The sequence below is a fragment of the Algoriphagus aquatilis genome, from assembly GCF_042657405.1.
GTDB classification, from domain to species: domain Bacteria; phylum Bacteroidota; class Bacteroidia; order Cytophagales; family Cyclobacteriaceae; genus Algoriphagus; species Algoriphagus aquatilis.
This window is the reverse complement of record NZ_JBHSKS010000004.1, coordinates 229,474-252,794: the sequence shown is the minus strand read 5'-3', so window position 1 is coordinate 252,794 and position 23,321 is coordinate 229,474. Positions and strand designations below refer to the sequence as shown.

Below are 23,321 nucleotides of genomic sequence, written 5' to 3'. Positions count from 1 at the left end.
TTTCACCCTGAAACTGCTGTTCCTTCCAATTTTTAAAAAACTTGGTATACTTATCCTGCTTTTTAAGGTCTTTGAGTAATACCTTATCCATAGAAAAATACTTCTAGTGTTGAGTTTTGACTAGGTCAATTTAATAATAATATAATATTCACTATTCCATTTTCTTTTTGATTTCATGCAATTTCAATAATGCTTCAATGGGAGAAATAGTATTGATATCCAATTCATCAATAAGTTTCTTTGCTTCAGTCAGTTTGGGGTCCATCTCAAAAAGACTCAACTGGAAATTATTTTTAGGAACGGTTTTAAAGGTTTCCTTTTTTTCCTTTAACGCCTTATCCTTTTCCAAATGCCCCATGATTTCGGCGGCTCTCAAGACAACAGGATTGGGCATACCGGCCATCTGAGCGACATGAATACCAAAACTGTGTTCGCTACCACCTTCCTTCAGTTTCCGCATGAAAATCACTTTATTCCCTACCTCTTTTACCGCCACATTGAAGTTTTTGATTCTTGGAAAATCACTGGCCAATTGATTCAACTCATGGTAATGGGTGGCAAAAAGCGTCTTGGCTTTGAAAGTTGGATGATTGTGAAGAAACTCCACAATAGACCATGCTATGGATATCCCATCATAAGTAGATGTGCCCCTACCAATCTCATCCATCAGTACCAAGCTTCGATCTGAAAGATTATTCAAAATACTAGCAGTCTCGGTCATTTCTACCATGAAGGTGGATTCTCCCTTGGAAAGGTTGTCTGAAGCCCCTACACGGGTGAAGACTTTGTCAATGATTCCGACTCGTGCAAATGACGCCGGTACAAAGCTTCCCATCTGAGCCATAAGCACGATCAAGGCTGTCTGTCTCAAAAGAGCTGACTTACCTGCCATATTGGGACCGGTTATGATCATGATCTGCTGACTGTCATGATCTAAGTAAATGTCATTCGGCACATAATGCTCGCCTACAGGCAGCTGCTTCTCGATCACAGGGTGTCGACCATCCTTGATTTCAAGGGTTTCTGTATCTGAGATTTTTGGTCGGTTATACCCATTGCTAAGTGCAACTTTTGCAAAGGAAAGCAAGGCATCCAAGGTGCCTAGAACTCTAGCATTTTGCTGGATTTGAGTCACATATTGTGCTGCTTCTTGTACCAATTCTTGGAAATACTTCTGCTCCAAAGCAATCATTCGCTCTTCCGCATTGAGGATTTTCTCTTCATAGTCCTTCAACTCTGGCGTAATGTACCGCTCTGCATTGACCAAAGTCTGCTTTCGGATCCACTCCGCAGGAACTTTATCCTTGTGGGCATGAGTCACTTCGAGGTAGTACCCAAAGACTTTATTGTATGATATTTTGAGAGAAGAAATTCCTGTATTCTGGACCTCGCGATGTTGGATTTGCACCAAGAAATCTTTGCCTTTATTCGCCAAGCCTCTGTATTCATCCAATTCAGAATCGACCCCGTCTTTGATCACCCCTCCCTGATGAACCAGCATCGGTGCATCCTCTTGAAGTTCACCTTCAATCTTTTCCAGCAAAAATTCACAGGGGTGAATCTGATCCGAAAGTCGCTTTAGCGTCGGATTTGACTGATTTTTCAGCAATTCCTTGATAGGAAGCGTGGACTTCAGTGCCCGCTTGATCTGATTCATTTCCCTTGGATTGGCTCTACCGACGACCACTTTGGAGATCAATCGCTCCAAATCCCCGATATGTCGAAGTGGACCTAGGATCTCTTCGATCAGAGTAGAGTTTTGGTAGAAAAAATCTACCACATTAAGCCTTTCTTCGATGGGCTGTTTTTCCTTCAAGGGAAGAACCATCCACTTTTTCATCATCCGAGATCCCATCGGCGTCACGGTCTGATCTAGGATATGGATCAATGGCACTCCTCCTTCGTGCTGAGGATATACCAGCTCAAGATTACGAATGGTAAACTTGTCCAACCACACGTATTTTTCCTCCGCAATCCTGGAAATGGATGAAATATGCTGAACCTCACGATGCTCGGTTTCTTCCAAATAAAAGAGAATCGCTCCCGCAGCCACTATTCCAGACTCCAATTCCTCAATACCAAATCCTTTCAGGTTAGCAGTACCAAAGTGATTCTTTAGCTTTTCGTATGTAAAGTCAAACTGATAGACCCAGTCTTCGCAATGGAAAGTAATAAAGTCATTTTTGATCAGGTCGGCAGCGGTTTTTTTTGCTGCTTTTGAGAAAATGAGTTCAGAAGGAGCGAAGCTTTGCAAGAGCTTTTCGACGTAGGCAGCGTTTCCTTCAGCACACATGAATTCCCCTGTGGAAACGTCCAAGAAAGCGATTCCATGCTTTTCTTTTCCGAAATGAATCGAAGCGAGGTAATTGTTTTTGCGGGTATCGAGCACCTGATCATTATAAGAAAGACCAGGAGTAACCAGTTCTGTGACCCCTCGTTTGACAATCCCTTTGACCATTTTTGGATCTTCAAGCTGATCACAGATGGCCACGCGATTACCTGCTCGGACCAATTTGGGGAGGTAATTGTCCAAAGAATGATGAGGAAAGCCTGCCAGCTCGATGTGGGAGGCTGCCCCATTCGCTCTCTTGGTCAAGACAATGTCCAACACTCTGCTTGCTACGACGGCATCTTCACCAAAAGTCTCATAAAAATCTCCCACCCGAAAAAGCAATAAAGCACCCGGATGCTTGGCCTTGATGGCGTTGTATTGCTTCATCAGGGGAGTTTCCTGTCCGTCTTTTGATTTGCTCATGGGTAAAATGGAATTGTCGTACTTTTGGAATCGGGAATATGGCCTGAAAATAGCCGATTAGGGCAGGAGATCAAAAAAGATGAAGAAATTAAGCATGGAAGATCTTGACCGATTATCTGTCGAGGAATTTAGAAACACCGAAAAATCACCAATTGCCATTGTGCTAGACAATATCCGTAGCCTAAACAATGTCGGATCAGCTTTTCGAACGGCGGATGCATTTCGAATCAATAAAATCTACCTCTGCGGCATCACTGGCACTCCTCCTCACCGCGATATCCAAAAAACAGCGCTCGGTGCAACGGAATCCGTGGAGTGGGAATATTGCCTGAATACCGTGGAAGCAATTGAAAAACTGAAAGCTCAAGAATACCAGATTTGTGCATTAGAACAGGTAGACCGATCCGTGATGCTCCATGATTTTGCTCCAGAAAAAGGAAAAAAATATGCGTTAGTCTTCGGAAATGAAGTTTTTGGAGTAGAAGAAGATGTGCTGAAAAACTGTGATACCGTCCTAGAAATCCCTCAGCTAGGCACGAAGCACTCGCTTAACATCTCGGTGAGCTTAGGGATTGCTGTTTGGGATTTGATGGTGAAGCTGAGGGGATTTGATTAGCCACAGAGGCACAGATAAAGATTTTTAGTACCCCAAGTCGGAAAGCTTCACATGAGTTTTAATCAGGTTGGAACTTGCTTTTGCTACGATTTTTCCTGTATCCTTTCGGATGATGGCTTCCCAATGATTCAGATTGGATCCCGAGCGAACCAACTTGGCGGTAACTTCGAGCTTTTCGCCGATCTGAGCTGCTGCTAGGAAGTCCACATTCAAATTAATACTCGTCATCAGGTATTCCGATCCTGCCACAAAATTTCCCATCCCGATCACATCATCCAGCATCAAGGAAGCAATACCTCCATGGAGAATCTTTCCGGGATTGCACATCTCCGGTCTTACCACGTATTGGACTTTAATGTGATGGTTATCTACATCAAGGAGTACGCCAGCCAGCCAATTGCCTGCAGCTGATGGTGTTTGGTCAAGCGTTTTTCCAATAAATGACTTGAAAAATTCGAGTTGGGGTGTAGTTGCGTTTTCCACTAGTTGTGAGCTTGATTGATCAGCCGAAAATAGTCTTCTGCTATGGTTTTGAAAACTTCTTTTTCCTCCTCAGTAGACCAAAGAGGAAAACTTTGATTCCCTTTTTTCAATACAATTTGATAATTAGCTTCTATCCAAGGTTTTAACTGGTTCATCAACTTCAAATGATCCTGATTATTTCCATTGGAAAATTCTACTGAAGTGGAATCCTTATCAGACAGTGTATAAAGAGAAATTGGATATTCCGCATTGAGAAGTTCAAAAAATATATAAGCCTCATCTTTGATCGGACTGACAAGGATCATAGGTTCAATAGTGGGCAGGGAATCAGACCGCATTCTTTTCCCATGTCGAAAAAGCGTCATTCCTGCATCACGTCTCAGCTCTCGATCATAATGAATGGATCTGACATTTAAAAAATACAATTTTTCTGCATCAGAGACTTTAAAGGTTCTGTCTTGACCCGTATTGTCTGCCCGGTAGGTATTGAAGAAAGAAAAGACCAAAACCAACCCAAAAGAGGAAAAAATGAAGATTTTCAGAATTTTGATCAGCTCGGGTGTAAGGACTGGATCTCTAGTTGGCATGCAAGTACTTTTTCCAAATAACCTAAAGCTCAGGCAGAGGTTTAGATAAACTTACCTTACATAAGATCCTGCGTTCATATCGATGGAAGTGCCAGTTGCATGATCTGCCAATCCTGAACATAGTAACGTGACCATCGGCGCAATATCTTCAGGCAAAGTCAGTTCCTTTAGTGCAATATCTTTGAGTGCAAAGTCTTCACCATACTCAGCCAAAATATCATTGGCCATATCTGTACGTGTAAATCCTGGTGCAATCAGGAATGCTTTGATTCCTATTTTACCATAATGTCTTGCTATCGAGCGGGTTAAACTCACCAATGCTCCTTTTGATGCAGCATAAGCTAAGTAATCGGGCGTATCTCCGCGGAAGGCTGCCCGTGAGGAAATCATCACGATACGTCCATTTTCCTGTGGCTTAGCCTGATCTATAAATTCTTTGGTTAGAATCCCGACAGCAGTTGAATTGACCGCCATGACTTTTTCCCAGATTTGTAGCCATTCTCCTGTAGGCAAGGTGTCGGGGGCCATGGGGGAGATGCCTGCATTATTCACCAAAGCAGTCAAAGGCCCATATTTTTCCACTAATCGGGGAATAAATCCGACTACTTCAGTAGATTGGGAAAGATCGCACGCCTCAATATGGGCTGGGTTTTTGAGTTGGCTTAGCAGACTTTCCGCCTCAGCACGATTTGAGTTGTAATGGATAATTACCTCAGCGCCAGATTCAGAGAGCTGTCTTGCTATAGCCCTGCCGATTCCACGTGAAGCGCCAGTTACGAGGATTCGCTGATTTTTAAGAGAAATATTCATGGGCGTTTAGGATTTACCGGTCAAAATTTCTCAAGACCAACTGCTGGACATGTGCCAGGTGATGGGTGGAGTGCCAAGCGTACATCAACGTGACCCCATCTAAGGATTGAGATTTCTGCTTTTCGGGGTGAAAAAAAGTTTTCTTGAAATCTTCGGCTTTCATAGAATCCAACAGCGTAACCCATTTAAGATGGATCGCTTCAATCAGTGCCAATGAAGGTTCGATCGGCAAATTGGAATCCGGAAGCTTAGCCCATTCGGCCTCCTCGTAGGGTTTAATCGTGGGATTTTGTTCCGTCAAGGCAAGTTTGAAGCGGATAAATGCATTCATGTGGCTATCAGCACAATGGTGGATAAGCTGACGCACAGTCCATCCTCCGGGGCGATAGGGGGTGTCTAGTTGTTCTAGCGAAAGTGGACTAACTGCTGTAAAAATCAGATCTGGAAAACTTTTTAAGGTTTGAATGGCCTCCGTAATGGATTCAGAATCGATACTTTCTGGAAGCTGAAATTTTCCGACAGGATATTTTAGAAATTCGATGTCTATGCTCATGGTTTTTGATCATTGGCCACCTGCTGCGATGGTCGCCAAATCTACATGTTTTGCCCCATAGGCCAAAAGCACATTGGCACAGGCACAAAGCGTTGCGCCGGTAGTTATGACATCATCAACCAATAAGATCCGAAGCCCGCTGACATTTTCTGTTTCTTTCAGATCAAAAACTTCATCCACATTTTCCAATCGCTGAAGTCTGGATTTTTTGGTTTGGGTTTCTGTAAATTTTTTTCGCTCCAGCATTTCTTTGGCAGGTATCTTCAGCGTTTGAGAAAGGCCATAGGCAAACTTTTCACTTTGATTATACCCTCTTCGCTTTTGTTTCAAAGGATGAAGCGGTACTGGAATAATGATGTCCCATTCTCCTAAATAGCCATTTTGGGTGAGGGTAATTCCAAACAATCTTCCCATTTCCTCACCGATTTCAGGCTTGTTTCGATACTTAAGAAGGTGCAGAAGTTTTTGACTTTTCCCTTTTTTGGTAAATCGGATAAAAGCCATCACGCGATGAACAGGCATCAAACCTCTAAGCTTGGATGTCAACTCGTTGTCAAACGCACGTAGGTGAAAATTGGCCCTTGGAAGAGTACCTTGACAAATGGTACAAAGACAGGGCTCAAAGTCAAAGAGACTTTTCCCACAAATTGGACAATTGCGAGGGAAGATCAGATCCAAAAAATCTTTCCAGAAAAATAAACGCATGGGTAAAAAGTGTTGTTTTTCCTCCATAGGGTAGAATAAGCTTTATATTTACCCCTTGGACCGAATTTAATCCTTAAGTTAATGAATCTAATAGAGGAATTCAACGAGTACCGCGCCAAAATGAACGAGCGTATCCTATCTGAAGACAACAAGGTAATCAAGCGCTTTTTCAATTTGGATACCAATACCTATGCAGAAGGAGAATTGGACGTAAAAACCAAAGAAATGATTGGCCTTGCATGTTCCATGGTGCTTAGATGTGATGACTGCATCAAGTACCATTTAGGTAAATCATTTGAAGCTGGAGTGGGGCGAAAAGAAGTTTTCGAAGTATTTTCTATAGCCATGATTATCGGCGGATCCATAGTTATCCCACATTTGCGCCGAGCCGTAGAATACTGGGAAGAACTTGAAAATCAAGGATAAAGAGTATGTTTAAACGAGATTTGGATCTTGAGAAACGTTGGTCAAAGCTTTTGGACGGGCTTAAGGATACCATAGGTAAAAAACCCAATGATCTAAATGGCGTACTCTTCTTGATAGGAGTACAAGAATTGGGTCAGGGAACTCGTACCTTTTCCAAAGAGCAAAAGCAGGACTTGATGCACATTGCCGTTTGTAAAGTTTTGAGTTATGCCGGATTCTATGAACTAGACTATGTAGACCAAGAGGGTTGGCCGCATTGGAAACTGGTAAATGAACTGCCACATTTCGACTTGCTGGAACAGGAGAAATTGCTCAAGCTCCAAGTATTGGAATACTTTGAAAAAGAATATCAAATAGAAATTTGAATGAAATCGAGCATTCTACATACGCTGAAGTACCACAGGAATATGATCAATGCGAGATTCCATGTGACCAATAAAAATCGATTATAACCACATGAAGTTAATCTCATACAATGTGAACGGTATCCGTTCTGCCATGAACAAAGGTTTTGTGGATTGGCTAAAGGCAGAAAATCCGGATATCATTGGTTTACAAGAAATTAAAGCACAGGAAAAGGATGTAGACCCAACCATTTTTCAGGACTTGGGCTACGAATTGTATTGGTTTCCAGCGGTGAAGAAGGGCTATAGTGGTGTTGCCATTTTCACTAAAGTCAAACCAAAAACGGTGAAATATGGGATGGGATTGAATAAATATGATGATGAAGGTAGGATGATCAAAGCCGATTTTGATGGCTTCTCATTTATTTCCTCATATTTTCCATCCGGTACCACAGGCGATATCAGGCAGGATTTCAAATACGAATTTCTGGATGATGTTTATGGTTACATGCAAGATTTGAAAAGAGAAAATCCAAACCTGATTTTGAGTGGTGACTATAATATCTGCCACAAGCCTATAGACATCCACAATCCTATTTCCAACAAAAACTCATCTGGCTTCCTTCCTGAAGAGCGGGCATGGATGGACAGGTTTACTGATTCAGGATTTATAGACACTTTCAGGCACTTCAATCCCGCACCTCATCAATATACCTGGTGGAGTTTTAGGGCTAATTCCCGTGCTAAAAATATCGGATGGCGAATAGATTACCACATGGCTACCAGAGAATTGCAAAACAAACTGAAAAGTGCCGTAATTTTGTCGGATGTAAAGCATTCGGATCATTGTCCGATTGTACTGGAAATCGAGTAAAAAAAGACAATAAATTATATCTCATAGATTATTTCTCTGATGAAGTCTATAAAAATTTCAATTCCATCTCTGATAGAGAACATTAAGATTATCGAAAGTTTCATTGACAACGCCAAGGAAAACTTCGAAATCAATGATGATATCTATGGGAACATTATGATTTCAGTAACAGAGTGCATTAGTAATGCCATTATTCACGGAAATCAAAATGATAAAAACAAACTGGTTCATTTGGAACTCCGAATGGAAGATGATCAGCTCAAATTTATCATAGAAGATGAAGGAGACGGTTTTGATCTAGCTCTTTTACCGGATCCTACAGAACCAGAAAACATAGAAAAAACTGGAGGAAGAGGCATTTTCCTAATCAAGCATCTAAGTGACGAGGTGAAGTTTGAAGAAGGGGGAAAGAAAACCGTTCTTTCTTTTTACATGGATTAAGGTATGGCAATCAATTTCTTTACCGAGGACATCACATTTGATTTAACCCAAAAACAAAAAAGAAAGAACTGGTTGAAGCAAATCGCTCAATCAGAAAATTTCAAGATCGGAGAGCTGAATTACATCTTTTGTTCTGATGAATACCTCTATCAAATCAATGTGGACTATCTCAATCATCACACCTATACAGATATCATCACGTTTGACAACTCAGAAGAAGAGCAATTAATCGAAGGGGATATTTTTGTCAGTATAGACAGAATAAAGGAAAATGCTCAAAAACTTAATCAGGAAGAAAGTTCAGAGCTTAGCAGAGTTATTTCTCATGGACTCTTTCACCTAATGGGATATAAAGACAAAACCAAAACTGACGCAGAAGTAATGAGAAATAAAGAAGCTTTTGCAATAGAATTATTTCAAACATTATAATAGTTCCACGTGAAACAGTTGTTTCTTCTTTGAGTAATTACCTGTTTCACGTGAAACACCATCAATAGAAAATCATGTTCCCAAAATATGATGTCATAGTAGTAGGTGCAGGACATGCTGGATGTGAGGCCGCTCATGCCGCTGCAAAAATGGGTTCAAAAGTGCTTCTATGCACCATGAACATGAATACCATTGCGCAAATGTCCTGTAATCCTGCAATGGGAGGCGTAGCCAAAGGACAGATCGTCCGAGAAATAGATGCCCTAGGCGGCATGTCGGGTATTATATCTGACAAATCGATGATCCAATTCCGCATGCTTAATCGATCAAAAGGCCCAGCCATGTGGTCTCCAAGAACACAGAATGATCGAATGCGCTTTGCTGAGGAATGGAGACTCGCCCTAGAACAAACACCCAATGTGGATTTTTGGCAGGAAATGATCAGCGGTTTGTTGGTAAGAGATGGCAGGGTAAGTGGAGTTAAAACTGGAATTGGAATAGAAATCGAATCTGAAGCTGTAGTACTCACCAATGGGACTTTCTTAAATGGAGTGATTCATATCGGAGAAAAACAATTTGGAGGAGGCAGAACAGGCGAATCCGCTGCTAAAGGTATTACTGAACAACTGGTTCAGCTAGGCTTTGAAGCAGGACGAATGAAAACAGGGACACCCCCAAGAGTAGATGGCCGAAGTCTGGATTATTCCAAGATGGAAGAACAACTTGGCGACGATAAACCAGAAAAATTCTCCTATCTAGATATTACAAGACCACTGCAAACCCAAAGAAGCTGTTGGATTACTTATACAAATAAGGAAGTTCATCAAACCTTGGAAACAGGATTTGATAGGTCACCAATGTTCAATGGAAGAATTCAGGGATTAGGACCACGGTATTGTCCTAGTATTGAAGATAAAATCAACCGGTTTGCTGAAAGAGAAAGACATCAAATTTTCGTCGAACCAGAAGGTTGGAATACAGTAGAAATTTATGTGAATGGATTTTCTACCTCACTTCCAGAAGACGTACAATACAAAGCTCTCAGACAAATTCCGGGATTTGAAAATGCCAAAATGTTCCGTCCAGGATATGCGATTGAATATGATTTTTTTCCACCAACTCAACTGAAACTAACTCTCGAGACACATTTAATCGAAAACTTATACTTTGCTGGACAAATCAACGGTACTACCGGTTACGAGGAGGCCGCATGTCAAGGGCTAATGGCAGGTATCAATGCCAGCCTTAAAGTCCAAGAAAAAGATCCTTTTGTTCTTCAAAGATCGGAAGCATACATAGGAGTACTGATCGATGACCTTATTAATAAAGGGACTGAAGAACCGTATCGAATGTTTACCTCTAGAGCCGAGTTTAGATTATTACTGAGACAAGACAATGCAGACCTAAGACTAACAGATTTAGGGTTCAAAATTGGCTTAGCAGATGAAGAAAGGCATCAAAAGATGTTGAATAAAAAATCTGAAACAGCTAAACTGATCAATGACCTAAAGCAAAAACGATTTGCACCAGAGGAAATCAATCAAGGGTTGACAGAAATTGAAACAGCTACAATCACTGAAAAGATAAGTGCAGAGAAACTTCTCAAGCGTCCTCAAGTAGGCATGGAAGAATTGAAAACAATTCATGCAGACTTAAAGGCATATCTTGAAAAATATTCCAAAGAGGTGCTTGAACAGGCTGAAGTACAAATCAAGTACGATAGCTATCTGGATAAGGAAAAACAAATGGTAGAGAAACTTTCCAACATGGAAAATTTCAGAATTCCTCCAAAATTTGACTATTTGGCGATTACCGCTTTATCAAATGAAGCAAGACAAAAACTCAACAAAATCCGTCCAGAAACAATGGGACAAGCTTCTAGAATCAGTGGCGTATCACCAGCTGATTTATCAATATTGACAGTATACCTAGGAAGATAAAATGCCTGAAAGATTGACCAAATGCCCACTCTGCAAAAGTGGGCATTTTCTTAACCAAATAGAGATAACAGATTACGCTGTGACAAAGGAATCATTCCTGCTCTCCAAGTGCACGGAGTGTGACCTTTTGTTTACAAATCCAAGACCAACATCTGAAGAGATTGCCCCTTATTATGACTTCCCAGAGTATTACTCTCATCAGGATAATTCCAGAAACCTTACTCACTGGATTTATCAAAGAGTGAGAAATTACAGTACCTCAAAAAAAATCGAATTGATCGAGCAATATGAGGAAGAAGGTAAACTACTTGATTATGGGTGTGGAACAGGAGAGCTATTAAACGAAGCAAGAATTAACCTATGGAAAGTAACTGGAATAGAACCTAATGATAAAGCTAGAAATCAAGCAATTAAAAAACTTGGAAATAGAGTCTATCCTTCAATAGATGAGCTAAAAAAAGAAAATGTTTTTGACGTAATCACTCTTTTCCATGTACTAGAACACATCCATGATTTAAGGAAAACCCTAAAAAAGTTATTATCTCATTTAAAATCAGATGGTTACTTAATTATTGCAGTACCAAATCATGAATCTTTTGATGGGAAAATCTACGGGAAATTCTGGGCAGGTTGGGATGTCCCCAGACACTTGTACCACTTCAACACCAAAGCAATCACCCGATTCAAAGAGGAATTCGAATTGTCATTGGTAGAAATAAAACCAATGATTTTTGACTCTTTTTATGTGTCTTTACTGTCAGAAAAGTATCAAAATCCAAATCAAAGTCAAATCAGACAATACAGCAGAGCAATAAAAAATGGATTGAAATCAAACCAGCAAGCGAAGAACCCGGGAGATTATTCCAGTAACATATTTATTTTCCAAAAGAAGTGAAGTCTATTAAAGCCTTACTGTTTCTCATCTTTATTCAGGCAGTTTTGGTCTCTTGTGCCAAGCAAAGCTCACCAACTGGAGGACCCAGGGACGAGGATCCCCCAAAGTTAATTGAGTCCAATCCAAAGGATCAATCTTTAAATACAAAGCCAGAACAGATCAAACTAACCTTTGATGAATTTGTAGCATTAGAAAACGCCAACAAAGGTGTAGTAATAACACCAAGAATTGATAAGGATAAGATTGAATTTACAGCATTGAAAAATACTGTCCTTGTCAATTTGAACCAAGATCTTGAAGATAGCACTACTTATGTATTTGATTTTCAAAAAGCTGTAGTAGATCTATCAGAAAAAAATCCCGCTGAAAATTTAAAAATCGTATTTTCTACAGGAACTTCTATTGATAGTTTAAACATATCAGGAAACATCAACTTTTACTACCCAGAAAACAAAGAAGATTACAAAAATGTACTCGTTGGAGTTTATCCTTTGACTGATACCACAGACGTATTTACAGCGCAACCGTATTACCTAGGCCAAGTCGATACCTTAGGAAATTTCAATATATCCAATGTAAAGAACGGTTCATATAAAGCCTATGCATGGAGAGATTTAAACGGTAATCTAAAAGGAGAATCAAAATCTGAAGATTACGACTTCATGTTGGACACTATCTTTTTGGAATCAGACATAAGTGGTATTCAATTCAATTTATCCAAAGCAGATCTAACCCCCATCCGAATCATACGATCAGCTGCAACAGGAAAAAACTTTGATATCGTACTGAACAGGAATCCAATTGAAAGCAGTGTTAAGAATCAAGATGTTGGAAAGAATTATTTCTTTTCTACATCAGACAAAAGAATAAGAATTTATTCCAAAACAGCGGTAAAAGATAGTATAGCATTCAATATCAGTGTATTAGATTCTGTAGGATTTAAAAAGGACACGCTTATTTGGGGAAAATTTCCAGAGTCAGAAAGAAAGCCGGAAAAACTGGAAACAAGTATCAACTCAGGAAAAAACTTCTATCAAAACCTGGAAATAGAGCTAAAATTCAACAAACCCATTCAAGCTGTAAACTTCGATTCCTTATACATTCAATATGACACGGCCTCAATTATAAAGATCAACGAAAAGATGGTAAACTTTTCAGACTCCTCAAGAATGGACTTACTAAAAATAAATCTAATTATCCCGGATTCCATCACCAAGGAAATATTAACTCTGAGAGCCGCTGATTCAACTTTCATCGATATAGAGGGCCAGTATAATGACAAGAAGATAGAAGCCAACTATAGGAAACTAAAAAGGGAAAACCTAGCGGATGAAATTAAAGGTCAAATCCTAAACGCCAGACCTCCATTTATTGTCCAATTGATTGATAACAAAGATGAAGTGCTAAGAGAGATTTATGTTGATAAAGGCAACCACTATTCATTCAAACTGGTAGAACCAGGAACCTTTAAAATCAGAGTAATAGAAGATCTGAATGGTAACAAAAGATGGGATCCTTCCAATTTCATCCAAAAAAGACATGCTGAACGGGTGTTTTATTTCAAAGGGGAAGAAGAAAAAAGCGAAATAATCCTCAGAGGAGGATGGACATTGGAAGATCAAGACATCAACGCAAGCAGAAAAACAGGAAAAAATTAGAAAAACATATGTGGAAAACAGGTCCAAAGTGTGTGCAAAACTTGCAAGAAACTTAGGCTTAATTCACACAAATCACGGGTTATCCAATATGGAAATGTAACAAGCCTTTAAATTGAGGATAACTCCTAATTTATCCACTTCTAGAAAGCATCTTTTCAACATCTATTTTAACCACATAAGAACTTGTCAATCTATCCACAATACAAAGTGAATTTTTCTAAATCACACTAATTCAATGATTTAAATGTGGAAAATAGGTTAATAACCTGTTTAAATAGAATATGAAAAGGCTTTAATAATGTTGGTAAAATAAAAGAACCAACTTTTCCACAAATCCACATCCTTAATAACCTTAATAAATTTTTTTAATTAAATAAAATAATAAAAATATAGAGCTGTGTTTTGTGTGGATATCAAAACATTGTGTTTGTATTATTGATTTGGTAATATTATCCAGCTAAACCCAAAATATTCAAATCATGCAACTCACCCGTCTTTTTGATTTGATTCCATATCAAATCAGTAAATACAACAAAGAAGTATCCTTCGCCAGAAAAGATAATGGCGTTTGGAGAACCTATTCTTCTACGGAAGTAAAAAAAATCATCGATAACCTCAGTTTGGCTTTTCTTGCTCAAGGAATAAGCGAAGGCAATAAAGTCGCGATCATTTCTGAAAACAGACCTGAATGGAATTTCATTGATTTGGCTTTGCAGCAAATCGGTGCCATATCAGTCCCAATGTATCCCACAATTACTTCTGAAGATTATGCCTATATCTTCAATCATGCTGAAGTAAAAATGATTTTTGTTGGTGATCAAATCATTTTCGATAAGGCTGCACAGGTAGCCGAGGACAGAAAGATCTACTCTTTTGATCACCTTGAGGTTGTAGAACATTGGTCTTCTCTAGAAGAAAAAGGGGAATCTGGAGATTTAGCTGCTTTGGAAGAATCCAAGTCCAAGGTAAAACCTGAAGATTTATTTACGATCATTTATACTTCCGGTACTACAGGCAAGCCAAAGGGCGTCATGCTTACTCATGCCAATGTCCTTTCTAACTTGATTTCCGTGTCTCACATTATGTCTCCTCCTCCAGGAGTATCCAAAGTGCTGAGTTTTCTTCCACTTTGTCACATTTTTGAAAGGACAGCATCTTTCTGCTTTATTTATTTAGGTTATTCGGTTTACTATGCTGAAAACATGGATAAAATCGGAGAAAATTTAAAAGAAGTTCAGCCACATGTTTTCAACACGGTTCCAAGACTATTGGAAAAAGTGTATGACAAAATAGTGGCTAAAGGCTATGAACTCACTGGAGTTAAGAAAAAGCTTTTCTTTTGGGCATTAGATCTTGGTCTGAAATACGAGCCTTCTACTGAAATGGGTGGATGGTATGATTTCCAATTGAAGCTTGCCAATAAGCTCATTTTCTCCAAGTGGAGAGAAGCACTTGGAGGTAATATCATGCAAATAAATTCCGGTGCTTCTGCACTTCAGCCTCGCTTAGCCAGAGTCTTTTGGGCAGCAGGGATACGTGTCTGTGAAGGTTATGGATTAACAGAGACCTCCCCTGTAGTCACGGCCTCTATCGGGACTAAAGAAGAAATCAGAATTGGATATGTCGGTAAAATCGTAAAGGACGTTCAGGTAAAAATCGCAGAAGATGGCGAAATTCTGGTCAAAGGACCCAATGTCATGCAAGGGTATTACAAGGAACCTGAAATGACCGCAGAGGTACTTAAAAACGGCTGGTTTCATACAGGAGATATAGGTGAGTTGGATGGAGATTACCTCAAGATCACGGACCGTAAGAAGGAGATGTTTAAAACCTCTGGCGGAAAATATATTGCTCCACAGGTGATGGAGAATAAATTCAAAGAATCACCGCTCATCGAGCAACTCATAGTGGTGGGTGATGGTCGTAATTATCCGGCTGCATTGATTGTACCCAGCTTTGATGGATTGCGGGAATATTGCAAGCGAAAGGATATTCCTTACACTTCCGATGCAGAAATGGTACAAAAGCCAGAGATTAAAGAGAAGTACCAAATAGAGGTTGATTCCTACAACAAGTATTTTGGAAAGTGGGAACAAATCAAACGATTCAAATTGCTTGACAAACCTTGGGGAATAGATACCGGTGAACTTACACCTACCATGAAATTGAAGAGAAAAGTCATTACTCAGAAATATCAGCAGCAAATCGAAGAAATTTACCAGGCTTAACCGCCTGGTTTTTTTTGGTTTACAAAAAAATCACCTAATAAAAATCTCAAAATTAATTTTCGAATTTTGGATGATAAGGTTCATTTATTCCAAATAGCGTTATTTTTCAATCCGGATTCAATAGATAATTTTATTACTTCCCATTTTCACACTTTTTAATTTGTGATGCATGCATAACTTTTTTTCAAAATAGTATGCATGCATACAAAATTTCTCTAATTTGGAGCAACTCATTTTTAGAATGGTGAAGTATGAAAAGAGAAGAAACAGTCGATTACCATATTAAAAGTGCTTGGCATGCGATCTCCCGCATGTACAATCAGCAAGCTGCTGAGGAAGGTTTCACTACGGCTATTGGATTTGTCCTGATCAATATCAATTCAAAAGAAGGAACCCCTGCTACCAAAATTGCTCCGTTGATTGGTTTGGAGACGCGTAGCCTTACTAGAATGCTTAAGACCATGGAAGAAAAGGGCCTGATTTATAAAAAGGCCGACCCCGTGGATAAACGCTCCGTTAGAATCTTTCTCACAGAAGAAGGAAAACGCAAAAAAGAAATATCAATCCAGACTATCATGAAATTTAATCTGATGGTCAGGGAAGTGGTTAGTGAAGAAGAGTTGGAAGTGTTTTTTGGAATTTTTTCCAAAATCCAATCCGTCATCGACCAAGTACAAATTACTGAAATTGACAAGCCCATATTTGAAATATAAACCCAACTCAACTAAAGGATTTTAACTACCAAAAACCCAAAAAAATGAACAGAACCATTAAAAAAGTAGCCGTTTTAGGTTCCGGAGTGATGGGCTCACGAATTGCCTGTCATTTCGCAAACATCGGCGTTCAAGTGCTTTTGTTGGACATTGTTCCTTTCGAACTCACCGAGGAGGAACAAAAGAAAGGACTCACCAAGGAGCATCCTGCTGTTAGAAACAGGATTGTAACTTCTGCCTTACAAAATACACTTAAGGCTAATCCTTCTGCTATTTATGACAAGGCTAATGCGTCACGAATTATCACAGGAAACTTCAATGATGATCTTCCCAAAATCAAAGACTACGATTGGGTAATCGAAGTGGTCGTAGAGCGCCTGGACATCAAGCAGCAGCTTTATGAAAAAGTCGAAAAGTACCGTAAACCGGGAACCTTGATCTCCTCCAACACTTCAGGTATTCCCATGCACCTGATGTGTGAAGGTAGATCGGAAGATTTTCAGACTCATTTTGCCGGAACACACTTTTTCAACCCTCCGCGCTATTTGAGACTTCTTGAAATTATTCCAGGACCAAAGACAAAACCAGAGATCATCGACTTTTTGATGGATTATGGCGATCGGTACTTGGGTAAAGAAACGGTGCTTTGTAAGGATACTCCAGCATTTATCGCCAACCGAATCGGGGTTTACGCGATCATTTCGGGCATGCACGCGATCGAAAAGGCAGGTTTTGGTGTATCTGAAGTCGATAAATTGACAGGTCCGATCATCGGAAGAGCTAAGTCAGCTACTTTCCGAACTATGGATGTGGTCGGTTTGGATACCACCGTTAATGTCGCCAACAACTTATACAAAGCCCTCCCACATGACGAATCCCGAGACAAATTCAGGCTTCCCAAAATCGTCGAAGTCCTATATAACAACAAGTGGTTTGGAGATAAATCGGGACAGGGTTATTTCAAAATGATCCGCCACAAGGACGGTAGCAAAGAACTGAAAGAACTGGATCTGAAAACCTTTGAGTATAAGGAGGTAGAAAAACCCAAATTCAAAGCCTTGGAAGCTTCCAAGGAAATCGATGATCTCAAAAAGCGCATCAAGTTCTTGGTGAATTTTGATGACCGGGCCGGTGAATTTTACAGAGCATCTTTTTATGATTTGTTTAAATATTGCTCACACCGTATCCCAGAAATTTCTGACGAATTGTATCGCATTGATCAGGCAGTTTGTGCAGGTTTTGGATGGGAACTCGGACCTTTTGAAACATGGGATGTCTTGGGAGTAGAGGAAACAGTTGGAAAAATGGAAGCCGCCGGTGAAAAGGCTGCGCCGTGGGTTCATGAAATGCTTGCCGCAGGCCATGAATCCTTCTACAAAGTGGAAAACGGAAAGAGAAAGTATTACGACATCCCTTCCAAGTCTTATGTAGAAATTCCGGGAATCGAAGATTTCATCATCCTAGACACACTCAAATCTGCCGGCAAAAAAGTTTGGGGAAATGCCGGATCCACGATTTACGACATGGGTGATGAAGTGATCGGATTGGAATTCCATACCAAAATGAACTCCATGGGCGCCGAAGTGATCGAAGGCATCAATACCGCAATCGGAATGGCGGAAAAGTCCTACAAAGGATTGGTTATCGGCAACGAAGGAGGAAACTTCTCCGCGGGTGCCAACTTGGCCATGCTGTTCATGTTTGCCGGAGACCAGGAGTTTGATGAAATCAACCTGATGATCGCCCAATTCCAGAACACCATGATGCGGGCGCGATACTCTTCCGTGCCAGTCGTAGTTGCTCCTCACAATATGGCTTTAGGTGGTGGATGTGAACTTTCTCTTCATGCAGACCACATTCAGGCGCACGCCGAACTGTACATGGGCTTGGTCGAAGTTGGCGTAGGATTGATTCCTGCCGGTGGTGGAACCAAGGAAATGACTCGTCGATTTGCCAATGGAGTTATTGCCGGAGATGTGGAGCTCAATCAGCTTCAGGAGTATTTCATGAATATCGCTACTGCGAAAGTTTCTACCTCAGCGGAAGAAGCAAGAGCATTGGGATATCTAAGGACTCAAGACGGGATTTCCCTCAACCGAAAAAGACAATTGGCAGATGCCAAGGCCAAAGTGCTATCTCTCTCCGATCTGGGTTATACACAGCCTGCACAGCAGACGAACATTAAGGTATTGGGAAAAACATCCTTGGCCTATTTTGAAGCAGGTATCACAGGTATGATTTATGGAAATTACATCTCAGCACACGATGCGAAGATCGCCAGAAAACTGGCTTGGGTGATGTCCGGAGGAGACCTTTCTTCCACGACAGAGGTGTCAGAGCAATATTTGCTGGATTTGGAGCGCGAAGCTTTTTTGAGTTTGACTGGCGAGCAAAAGACGCTAGAACGAATCCATAGCATCTTGTTTAAAGGAAAACCGCTTAGAAACTAAGTAAAGTATCTAGTATCAAGACATAAGTATCAAGACATTAAACACACTGATTATGCACAACTTCAAGGAATTAAAAGTATGGCAGAAAGCTGTTGATTTAGCTGTTAAGATTTACACCGTCACCAAATCGTTTCCTGTAGAGGAAAAATTCGGTCTCGTTTCTCAAATGAGAAGAGCTGGTGTGTCTGTTCCTTCAAACATTGCCGAGGGTTGTGCAAAAACTTCCTCAAAGTCATTTGTGAATTCATTGGAGGTCAGTCTTGGAGAAAGTTTTGAGCTCGAAACTCAAATGATCATTTCACAACAAGTAGGAATTCTTGATCAAGAACTCGCCAGAGAAATGGAGGCAGATCTTACAGAGGTTCATCGAATGATCATGGGATTAAAAACCTCACTTGAGTCCAAATCTTGATACTTGATTCTAGCTACTTGATACTCTAAACCAATAACCCAATTACCAAAAACTAATTAAAAATGGAAGCATACATAATAAACGGATATAGATCGGCGGTAGGAAAAGCCAAAAAGGGAGGTTTCAGATTTTACCGACCGGATGACTTGGCTGCAGATGTGATCAAGCACTTAGTCGCAAATACCCCCGGTCTTGAACCAAAAATGGTCGATGACCTGATCGTAGGAAATGCCGTTCCTGAAGCTGAACAAGGCATGCAGATGGGACGAATGATATCTCTTTTAGCCCTGGGAATCGATACTCCGGGATTTGTGATGAACCGCTACTGCGGATCCGGCTTAGAAGCCATCGCTTTGGCAGTGGGTAAAATCAAAGCCGGTATGGCGGATTGCATCATCGCAGGTGGTACGGAATCGATGTCACTTGTCCCAATGATGGGTTATAAAACGGCACTCAATTGGAAAATTGCTTCGCAGACGCCATCCTACTATTTGAGTATGGGCTTGACTGCAGAGGAACTTGCCAAAGAATATGACATCACACGCGAGCAGGCCGATGCATTTTCGGTAAGATCTCATGAAAAAGCCCTAGCTGCAATTGCGGCAGGTAAATTCAAAAGCGAAATCGTGCCCGTTGAAGTTGAGGAAACCTACCTCGACGAAAAAGGAAAAAAGAAAACCCGAAAGTTTACCGTCGATACGGATGAAGGACCTCGGGCCGGTACGACCATGGAGGTCTTGGCAGCCCTGAAACCTGCTTTCAAAAATGGAGGTCAAGTTACCGCAGGAAACTCCTCACAGACATCCGATGGGGCTGCTTTTGTGGTAGTGATGTCTGAAAGACTTATGAAATCCTTGGGATTAGAGCCTGTGGCAAGAATGATGTCTTATTCTGTAGCTGGAGTGGATCCACGAATTATGGGAATTGGTCCAAAAGAAGCAGTGCCAAAAGCATTGAAGCAAGCGGGACTTACATTGAGTGACATAGACTTAATCGAACTCAATGAAGCATTTGCCGCACAAGGTCTAGCTGTAATGAAATCCCTCGACATGAATCCTGACATCGTCAATGTCAACGGAGGAGCAGTGGCCCTAGGTCACCCACTCGGATGCACAGGTGCCAAGCTTTCCATTCAGATTTTCAATGAACTGAGAAGGCAAAATAAAAAATATGGTCTTGTCACTGCCTGCGTAGGTGGCGGACAGGGAGTTGCGGGTATTTACGAGTTACTGAAGTAGTACTAAAAGACATTAGACGCTAGACACAAGACGTTAGACTTAATGACAATAGCCATGCATAACTACAAGGAATTGAATGTTTGGAAAAGATCAATAAAGCTTTGTGCGACTATTTATAAGCTCACATCAAACTTTCCTAACGAGGAGCGATTCGGACTTGTTTCTCAAATGAGAAGAGCATCTGTATCCGTTCCGTCAAATATTGCAGAAGGAGGTGGTAGAAGGACAGACCGGGAATTTCTTCATTTTCTTGGGGTGGCCCATGGGTCTATTTGTGAATTGGAGTCTCAGCTTTATGTAAGTGTGGAATTAGAATTTGTCAATTTTGATCAAATCGATTCTATCACTGCTGAATTAACAGAAATTCAAAAAATGCTATACGCACTAATCCAAAAATTTGAAAATCAAGCGTGACTGTCTTAAGTCTTAAGTCTCACGTCTTAAATCTTAATCTCATATGACTACCATATCAAAATCCATCCAAGGCGGAGAGTTTCTGATCCGCGATACAGAAGCCCAGGCGATTTTTATTCCTGAGGAGTTTACCGAAGAGCAACGAATGATGGCACAGGCCTGTCAGGATTTCATCGATACAGAGATCAATCCCAATATCGAGGAGATTGACAGCATGAAAAATCCTCAGCTTGTTCCTTCATTATTCAAAAAGGCAGGGGAACTTGGTTTATTGGGTATTTCTGTTCCAGAAGAGTATGGAGGTTTGGGCATGAGTTTCAATACCTCCATGCTGATCGCAGATATCATTGGCGGAGCAGGATCCTTTTCTACTACTTATGGTGCACACACAGGAATCGGTACACTTCCGATTTTGTATTATGGCACAGAAGACCAGAAGCAAAAGTACCTTCCCAAACTCGCCACAGGTGAATGGGCTGCTTGCTATTGCTTGACAGAACCTGACGCAGGTTCGGATGCCAATAGTGGCAAAACCAAAGCGACACTTACCCCAGATGGAAAACACTACCTGATCAATGGACAGAAAATGTGGATTTCCAATGCCGGTTTTGCCGATCTCTTCATTGTATTTGCCAAAATTGAAGATGACAAAAATCTCACAGCCTTCATAGTAGAGAAGACCTTTGGTGGCATTACGATGAACGAAGAAGAGAAAAAGCTGGGAATCAAAGGGTCTTCCACCCGTCAAGTATTCTTCAATGATTGCCCTGTTCCTGTTGAGAACATGCTTTCTGATCGTGGAAACGGGTTCAAAATAGCCGTGAACATTCTCAACATCGGTCGTGTGAAACTTGGTGCAGGTGTCCTCGGCGGTGTACGAGGTGTGACCAGTCTTAGCATCAAGTACTCCACAGATCGTAAGCAGTTTGGGGTCAGCATTAACACGTTTGGAGCGATCAAGTCCAAACTTGCAGAAATGGCTACCAAAATATTTGCTACCGAATCGCTTTGTTACCGAGCCGGACAGGATATAGAAGATCGAATGGTAGCATTGACCGCAGATGGTCTTCCTGATGCCGAAGCTAAGCTAAAAGCTTTGGAGCAGTTTGCTATTGAGGCAGCCATTGCCAAAGTCCACGGCTCCGAAGTATTGGATTATGTAGTCGATCAAGGGGTACAGATCTATGGTGGCATGGGCTATTCGGCGGATGCTCCCATGGAAAGAGCCTACCGAGATGCCCGTATTTCCAGGATTTACGAGGGAACGAACGAGATCAATCGTATGCTGATGGTTGGAATGGTGCTCAAGCGAGCTATGAAAGGTGAAATCAACCTTTTCGAACCAGCCATGGCTGTTGCTGCAGAACTTACCTCCGTGCCTTCTTTTGAAAGCATCGATGCTTCTGAGCTTTTCGCAGTAGAAAAAGATATCCTGAAAAAACTCAAGAAAGTCTTCTTGATGGTGGGAGGAAAAGCTGCGATGTCGCTACAAGATCGAATCGAAGACGAGCAGGAGATCATGATGAACCTGGCAGATGTGATGATCGAGATTTATGCTGCAGAATCCGCAATTCTCCGAGCTGAGAAAATCGCCTCAAAAAATGGAGAGGATGGAGCAAAAAATCAAATCGCCATGGCTAAGATTTACCTCTATGAAGCTGTGGACAAGATTGAGGCATCAGCGAAAGAGGCAATAGTTTCCTTTGCCAAAGGAGATGAGCAAAAAGTTCTGCTGATGGGTCTGAAGAGATTTACCAAACCTGACTTTATCAATGTGAAGGAGCTCAGGAGGCAGATAGCGGATTACATGATTGCCCAAGGAAAATACCCTTTTTAAACAATAGAGATAGATTGGTTGAGGGCGAAGCCTCCGGTTATGAAAGCGACCGGAGGTTTTTTTATTTTTCCTAAGTCTCATTGTTTTTGGTAAAACTGAGAGGCGTCCAAAACCCGGCTTTGGGGTTCTTGAATGGACATAATCGATTAAGACAAATTCAACTCGCTTACTTAGGTGATTCCATTTGATTGTCCCACTTTTTCATTGATTCCTGTTGATTATGTTTCACTTAGCTGAATTAAAAACTTCGAACTAACCAGACATCATTCCTTGATCTTAGTATCTTGTTTTGGATTAAATTGAGTGGATCAAATTTGGATTTGAATCGGTAGGTTTTAAAAAACGCGGATTTGGATACTTTGGAGAAATTTGATTTTACGGTGGTTTAGTAGAGTAGGAACAATACCTAAATGCAAGAAATCCGGTGTTGGAAATGAATTTCAGATGGAAGAATTAAAACAAAAAATAATTGATAAGGCACTTTTGGTGACCTGTGTTTTTGCATCAATACCT

The 23,321-nt window shown here is 40.8% G+C and carries 22 protein-coding genes; 16 read left to right on the top strand and 6 right to left on the bottom strand.

Annotated features, from left to right (window positions below):
* Positions 1-151: 151 nt before the first annotated feature.
* Positions 152-2,755 (bottom strand): DNA mismatch repair protein MutS, encoded by a 2,604-nt coding sequence (mutS, locus tag ACFPIK_RS07355; protein WP_377913759.1) that lies wholly within the window; start codon positions 2,753-2,755, stop codon positions 152-154.
* A 79-nt stretch (positions 2,756-2,834) separates the two neighbouring features.
* Between mutS and ACFPIK_RS07350 the strand changes: the two genes are divergently transcribed.
* The gene (locus tag ACFPIK_RS07350; RefSeq protein WP_377913757.1) at positions 2,835-3,371 is read left to right on the top strand and encodes an RNA methyltransferase; all 537 of its coding nucleotides are present in this window, start codon (positions 2,835-2,837) and stop codon (positions 3,369-3,371) included.
* 24 nt (positions 3,372-3,395) lie between these two features.
* Here ACFPIK_RS07350 and ACFPIK_RS07345 read toward each other — a convergent pair whose 3' ends face one another.
* The 5 genes from ACFPIK_RS07345 to ACFPIK_RS07325 are packed head-to-tail and all read right to left on the bottom strand — an operon-like array spanning position 3,396 to position 6,509.
* The gene (locus ACFPIK_RS07345) at positions 3,396-3,854 is read right to left on the bottom strand and encodes a PaaI family thioesterase (protein ID WP_377913755.1); all 459 of its coding nucleotides are present in this window, start codon (positions 3,852-3,854) and stop codon (positions 3,396-3,398) included.
* Complete coding sequence (locus ACFPIK_RS07340) at positions 3,854-4,441, bottom strand: hypothetical protein (RefSeq protein ID WP_377913753.1); 588 nt, start codon at positions 4,439-4,441, stop codon at positions 3,854-3,856. The genes ACFPIK_RS07345 and ACFPIK_RS07340 overlap by 1 nt, the downstream gene beginning before the upstream one ends.
* 51 nt (positions 4,442-4,492) lie before the next feature.
* Positions 4,493-5,251 carry an SDR family NAD(P)-dependent oxidoreductase gene (locus ACFPIK_RS07335; RefSeq protein WP_377913751.1) on the bottom strand — a complete coding sequence of 253 codons (759 nt, stop codon included), beginning with the start codon at positions 5,249-5,251 and terminating at the stop codon, positions 4,493-4,495.
* 13 nt (positions 5,252-5,264) lie between these two features.
* Positions 5,265-5,804 carry a YfiT family bacillithiol transferase gene (locus tag ACFPIK_RS07330; protein ID WP_377913749.1) on the bottom strand — a complete coding sequence of 180 codons (540 nt, stop codon included), beginning with the start codon at positions 5,802-5,804 and terminating at the stop codon, positions 5,265-5,267.
* Positions 5,805-5,813: 9 nt separating this feature from the next.
* The gene (locus ACFPIK_RS07325; RefSeq protein ID WP_377913747.1) at positions 5,814-6,509 is read right to left on the bottom strand and encodes a ComF family protein; all 696 of its coding nucleotides are present in this window, start codon (positions 6,507-6,509) and stop codon (positions 5,814-5,816) included.
* 81 nt (positions 6,510-6,590) lie between these two features.
* Here ACFPIK_RS07325 and ACFPIK_RS07320 point away from each other — a divergent pair, with 81 nt between their 5' ends.
* The 15 genes from ACFPIK_RS07320 (at position 6,591) to ACFPIK_RS07250 (ending at position 22,808) form a co-directional block, all read left to right on the top strand.
* Complete coding sequence (locus tag ACFPIK_RS07320; RefSeq protein ID WP_111391457.1) at positions 6,591-6,935, top strand: carboxymuconolactone decarboxylase family protein; 345 nt, start codon at positions 6,591-6,593, stop codon at positions 6,933-6,935.
* A 5-nt stretch (positions 6,936-6,940) separates the two neighbouring features.
* Positions 6,941-7,300 (top strand): hypothetical protein, encoded by a 360-nt coding sequence (locus tag ACFPIK_RS07315; protein WP_377913744.1) that lies wholly within the window; start codon positions 6,941-6,943, stop codon positions 7,298-7,300.
* 91 nt (positions 7,301-7,391) lie between these two features.
* Entirely contained in the window at positions 7,392-8,153 is a 762-nt protein-coding gene (locus ACFPIK_RS07310; protein ID WP_377913742.1) for an exodeoxyribonuclease III, read from the top strand.
* A gap of 39 nt (positions 8,154-8,192) precedes the next feature.
* Positions 8,193-8,594 (top strand): ATP-binding protein, encoded by a 402-nt coding sequence (locus ACFPIK_RS07305; RefSeq protein WP_377913740.1) that lies wholly within the window; start codon positions 8,193-8,195, stop codon positions 8,592-8,594.
* A 3-nt stretch (positions 8,595-8,597) separates the two neighbouring features.
* Positions 8,598-9,023: an rRNA maturation RNase YbeY gene (gene ybeY / locus ACFPIK_RS07300; RefSeq protein ID WP_377913738.1), complete on the top strand. Its 426-nt coding sequence runs from the start codon at positions 8,598-8,600 to the stop codon at positions 9,021-9,023.
* A 74-nt stretch (positions 9,024-9,097) separates the two neighbouring features.
* Positions 9,098-10,963: a tRNA uridine-5-carboxymethylaminomethyl(34) synthesis enzyme MnmG gene (mnmG, locus tag ACFPIK_RS07295; protein ID WP_377913736.1), complete on the top strand. Its 1,866-nt coding sequence runs from the start codon at positions 9,098-9,100 to the stop codon at positions 10,961-10,963.
* 1 nt (position 10,964) lies between these two features.
* A complete protein-coding gene (locus ACFPIK_RS07290; protein ID WP_377913734.1) occupies positions 10,965-11,858 on the top strand; it encodes a class I SAM-dependent methyltransferase in 894 nt (297 codons plus the stop codon).
* Complete coding sequence (locus tag ACFPIK_RS07285) at positions 11,855-13,516, top strand: Ig-like domain-containing domain (RefSeq protein ID WP_377913732.1); 1,662 nt, start codon at positions 11,855-11,857, stop codon at positions 13,514-13,516. Before ACFPIK_RS07290 ends, ACFPIK_RS07285 begins: the two co-directional genes overlap by 4 nt.
* 479 nt (positions 13,517-13,995) lie before the next feature.
* Positions 13,996-15,744 carry an AMP-dependent synthetase/ligase gene (locus ACFPIK_RS07280; protein WP_377913730.1) on the top strand — a complete coding sequence of 583 codons (1,749 nt, stop codon included), beginning with the start codon at positions 13,996-13,998 and terminating at the stop codon, positions 15,742-15,744.
* A 251-nt stretch (positions 15,745-15,995) separates the two neighbouring features.
* Positions 15,996-16,457: a MarR family winged helix-turn-helix transcriptional regulator gene (locus tag ACFPIK_RS07275; RefSeq protein WP_377913728.1), complete on the top strand. Its 462-nt coding sequence runs from the start codon at positions 15,996-15,998 to the stop codon at positions 16,455-16,457.
* A 44-nt stretch (positions 16,458-16,501) separates the two neighbouring features.
* A complete protein-coding gene (locus ACFPIK_RS07270) occupies positions 16,502-18,907 on the top strand; it encodes a 3-hydroxyacyl-CoA dehydrogenase/enoyl-CoA hydratase family protein (RefSeq protein ID WP_377913726.1) in 2,406 nt (801 codons plus the stop codon).
* A gap of 52 nt (positions 18,908-18,959) precedes the next feature.
* A complete protein-coding gene (locus tag ACFPIK_RS07265; protein ID WP_377913724.1) occupies positions 18,960-19,319 on the top strand; it encodes a four helix bundle protein in 360 nt (119 codons plus the stop codon).
* Between the two features lie 62 nt (positions 19,320-19,381).
* Positions 19,382-20,557 (top strand): thiolase family protein, encoded by a 1,176-nt coding sequence (locus ACFPIK_RS07260; protein ID WP_377913722.1) that lies wholly within the window; start codon positions 19,382-19,384, stop codon positions 20,555-20,557.
* A 54-nt stretch (positions 20,558-20,611) separates the two neighbouring features.
* Complete coding sequence (locus tag ACFPIK_RS07255; protein ID WP_377913720.1) at positions 20,612-20,971, top strand: four helix bundle protein; 360 nt, start codon at positions 20,612-20,614, stop codon at positions 20,969-20,971.
* 43 nt (positions 20,972-21,014) lie between these two features.
* Positions 21,015-22,808: an acyl-CoA dehydrogenase family protein gene (locus ACFPIK_RS07250; protein ID WP_377913718.1), complete on the top strand. Its 1,794-nt coding sequence runs from the start codon at positions 21,015-21,017 to the stop codon at positions 22,806-22,808.
* Positions 22,809-23,321: the final 513 nt, after the last annotated feature.

Excerpts from the sequence above, each read along its gene's own strand:
- mutS (WP_377913759.1), bottom strand. The coding sequence starts at position 2,755 with ATGAGCAAATCAAAAGACGGACAGGAAACTCCCCTGATGAAGCAATAC.
- ACFPIK_RS07350 (WP_377913757.1), top strand. The coding sequence starts at position 2,835 with ATGAAGAAATTAAGCATGGAAGATCTTGACCGATTATCTGTCGAGGAA.
- ACFPIK_RS07340 (WP_377913753.1), bottom strand. The coding sequence starts at position 4,441 with ATGCCAACTAGAGATCCAGTCCTTACACCCGAGCTGATCAAAATTCTG.
- ACFPIK_RS07335 (WP_377913751.1), bottom strand. The coding sequence starts at position 5,251 with ATGAATATTTCTCTTAAAAATCAGCGAATCCTCGTAACTGGCGCTTCA.
- ACFPIK_RS07330 (WP_377913749.1), bottom strand. The coding sequence starts at position 5,804 with ATGAGCATAGACATCGAATTTCTAAAATATCCTGTCGGAAAATTTCAG.
- ACFPIK_RS07325 (WP_377913747.1), bottom strand. The coding sequence starts at position 6,509 with ATGCGTTTATTTTTCTGGAAAGATTTTTTGGATCTGATCTTCCCTCGC.
- ACFPIK_RS07320 (WP_111391457.1), top strand. The coding sequence starts at position 6,591 with ATGAATCTAATAGAGGAATTCAACGAGTACCGCGCCAAAATGAACGAG.
- ACFPIK_RS07315 (WP_377913744.1), top strand. The coding sequence starts at position 6,941 with ATGTTTAAACGAGATTTGGATCTTGAGAAACGTTGGTCAAAGCTTTTG.
- ACFPIK_RS07310 (WP_377913742.1), top strand. The coding sequence starts at position 7,392 with ATGAAGTTAATCTCATACAATGTGAACGGTATCCGTTCTGCCATGAAC.
- ACFPIK_RS07305 (WP_377913740.1), top strand. The coding sequence starts at position 8,193 with ATGAAGTCTATAAAAATTTCAATTCCATCTCTGATAGAGAACATTAAG.
- ybeY (WP_377913738.1), top strand. The coding sequence starts at position 8,598 with ATGGCAATCAATTTCTTTACCGAGGACATCACATTTGATTTAACCCAA.
- mnmG (WP_377913736.1), top strand. The coding sequence starts at position 9,098 with ATGTTCCCAAAATATGATGTCATAGTAGTAGGTGCAGGACATGCTGGA.
- ACFPIK_RS07290 (WP_377913734.1), top strand. The coding sequence starts at position 10,965 with ATGCCTGAAAGATTGACCAAATGCCCACTCTGCAAAAGTGGGCATTTT.
- ACFPIK_RS07280 (WP_377913730.1), top strand. The coding sequence starts at position 13,996 with ATGCAACTCACCCGTCTTTTTGATTTGATTCCATATCAAATCAGTAAA.
- ACFPIK_RS07275 (WP_377913728.1), top strand. The coding sequence starts at position 15,996 with ATGAAAAGAGAAGAAACAGTCGATTACCATATTAAAAGTGCTTGGCAT.
- ACFPIK_RS07270 (WP_377913726.1), top strand. The coding sequence starts at position 16,502 with ATGAACAGAACCATTAAAAAAGTAGCCGTTTTAGGTTCCGGAGTGATG.
- ACFPIK_RS07265 (WP_377913724.1), top strand. The coding sequence starts at position 18,960 with ATGCACAACTTCAAGGAATTAAAAGTATGGCAGAAAGCTGTTGATTTA.
- ACFPIK_RS07260 (WP_377913722.1), top strand. The coding sequence starts at position 19,382 with ATGGAAGCATACATAATAAACGGATATAGATCGGCGGTAGGAAAAGCC.
- ACFPIK_RS07255 (WP_377913720.1), top strand. The coding sequence starts at position 20,612 with ATGCATAACTACAAGGAATTGAATGTTTGGAAAAGATCAATAAAGCTT.
- ACFPIK_RS07250 (WP_377913718.1), top strand. The coding sequence starts at position 21,015 with ATGACTACCATATCAAAATCCATCCAAGGCGGAGAGTTTCTGATCCGC.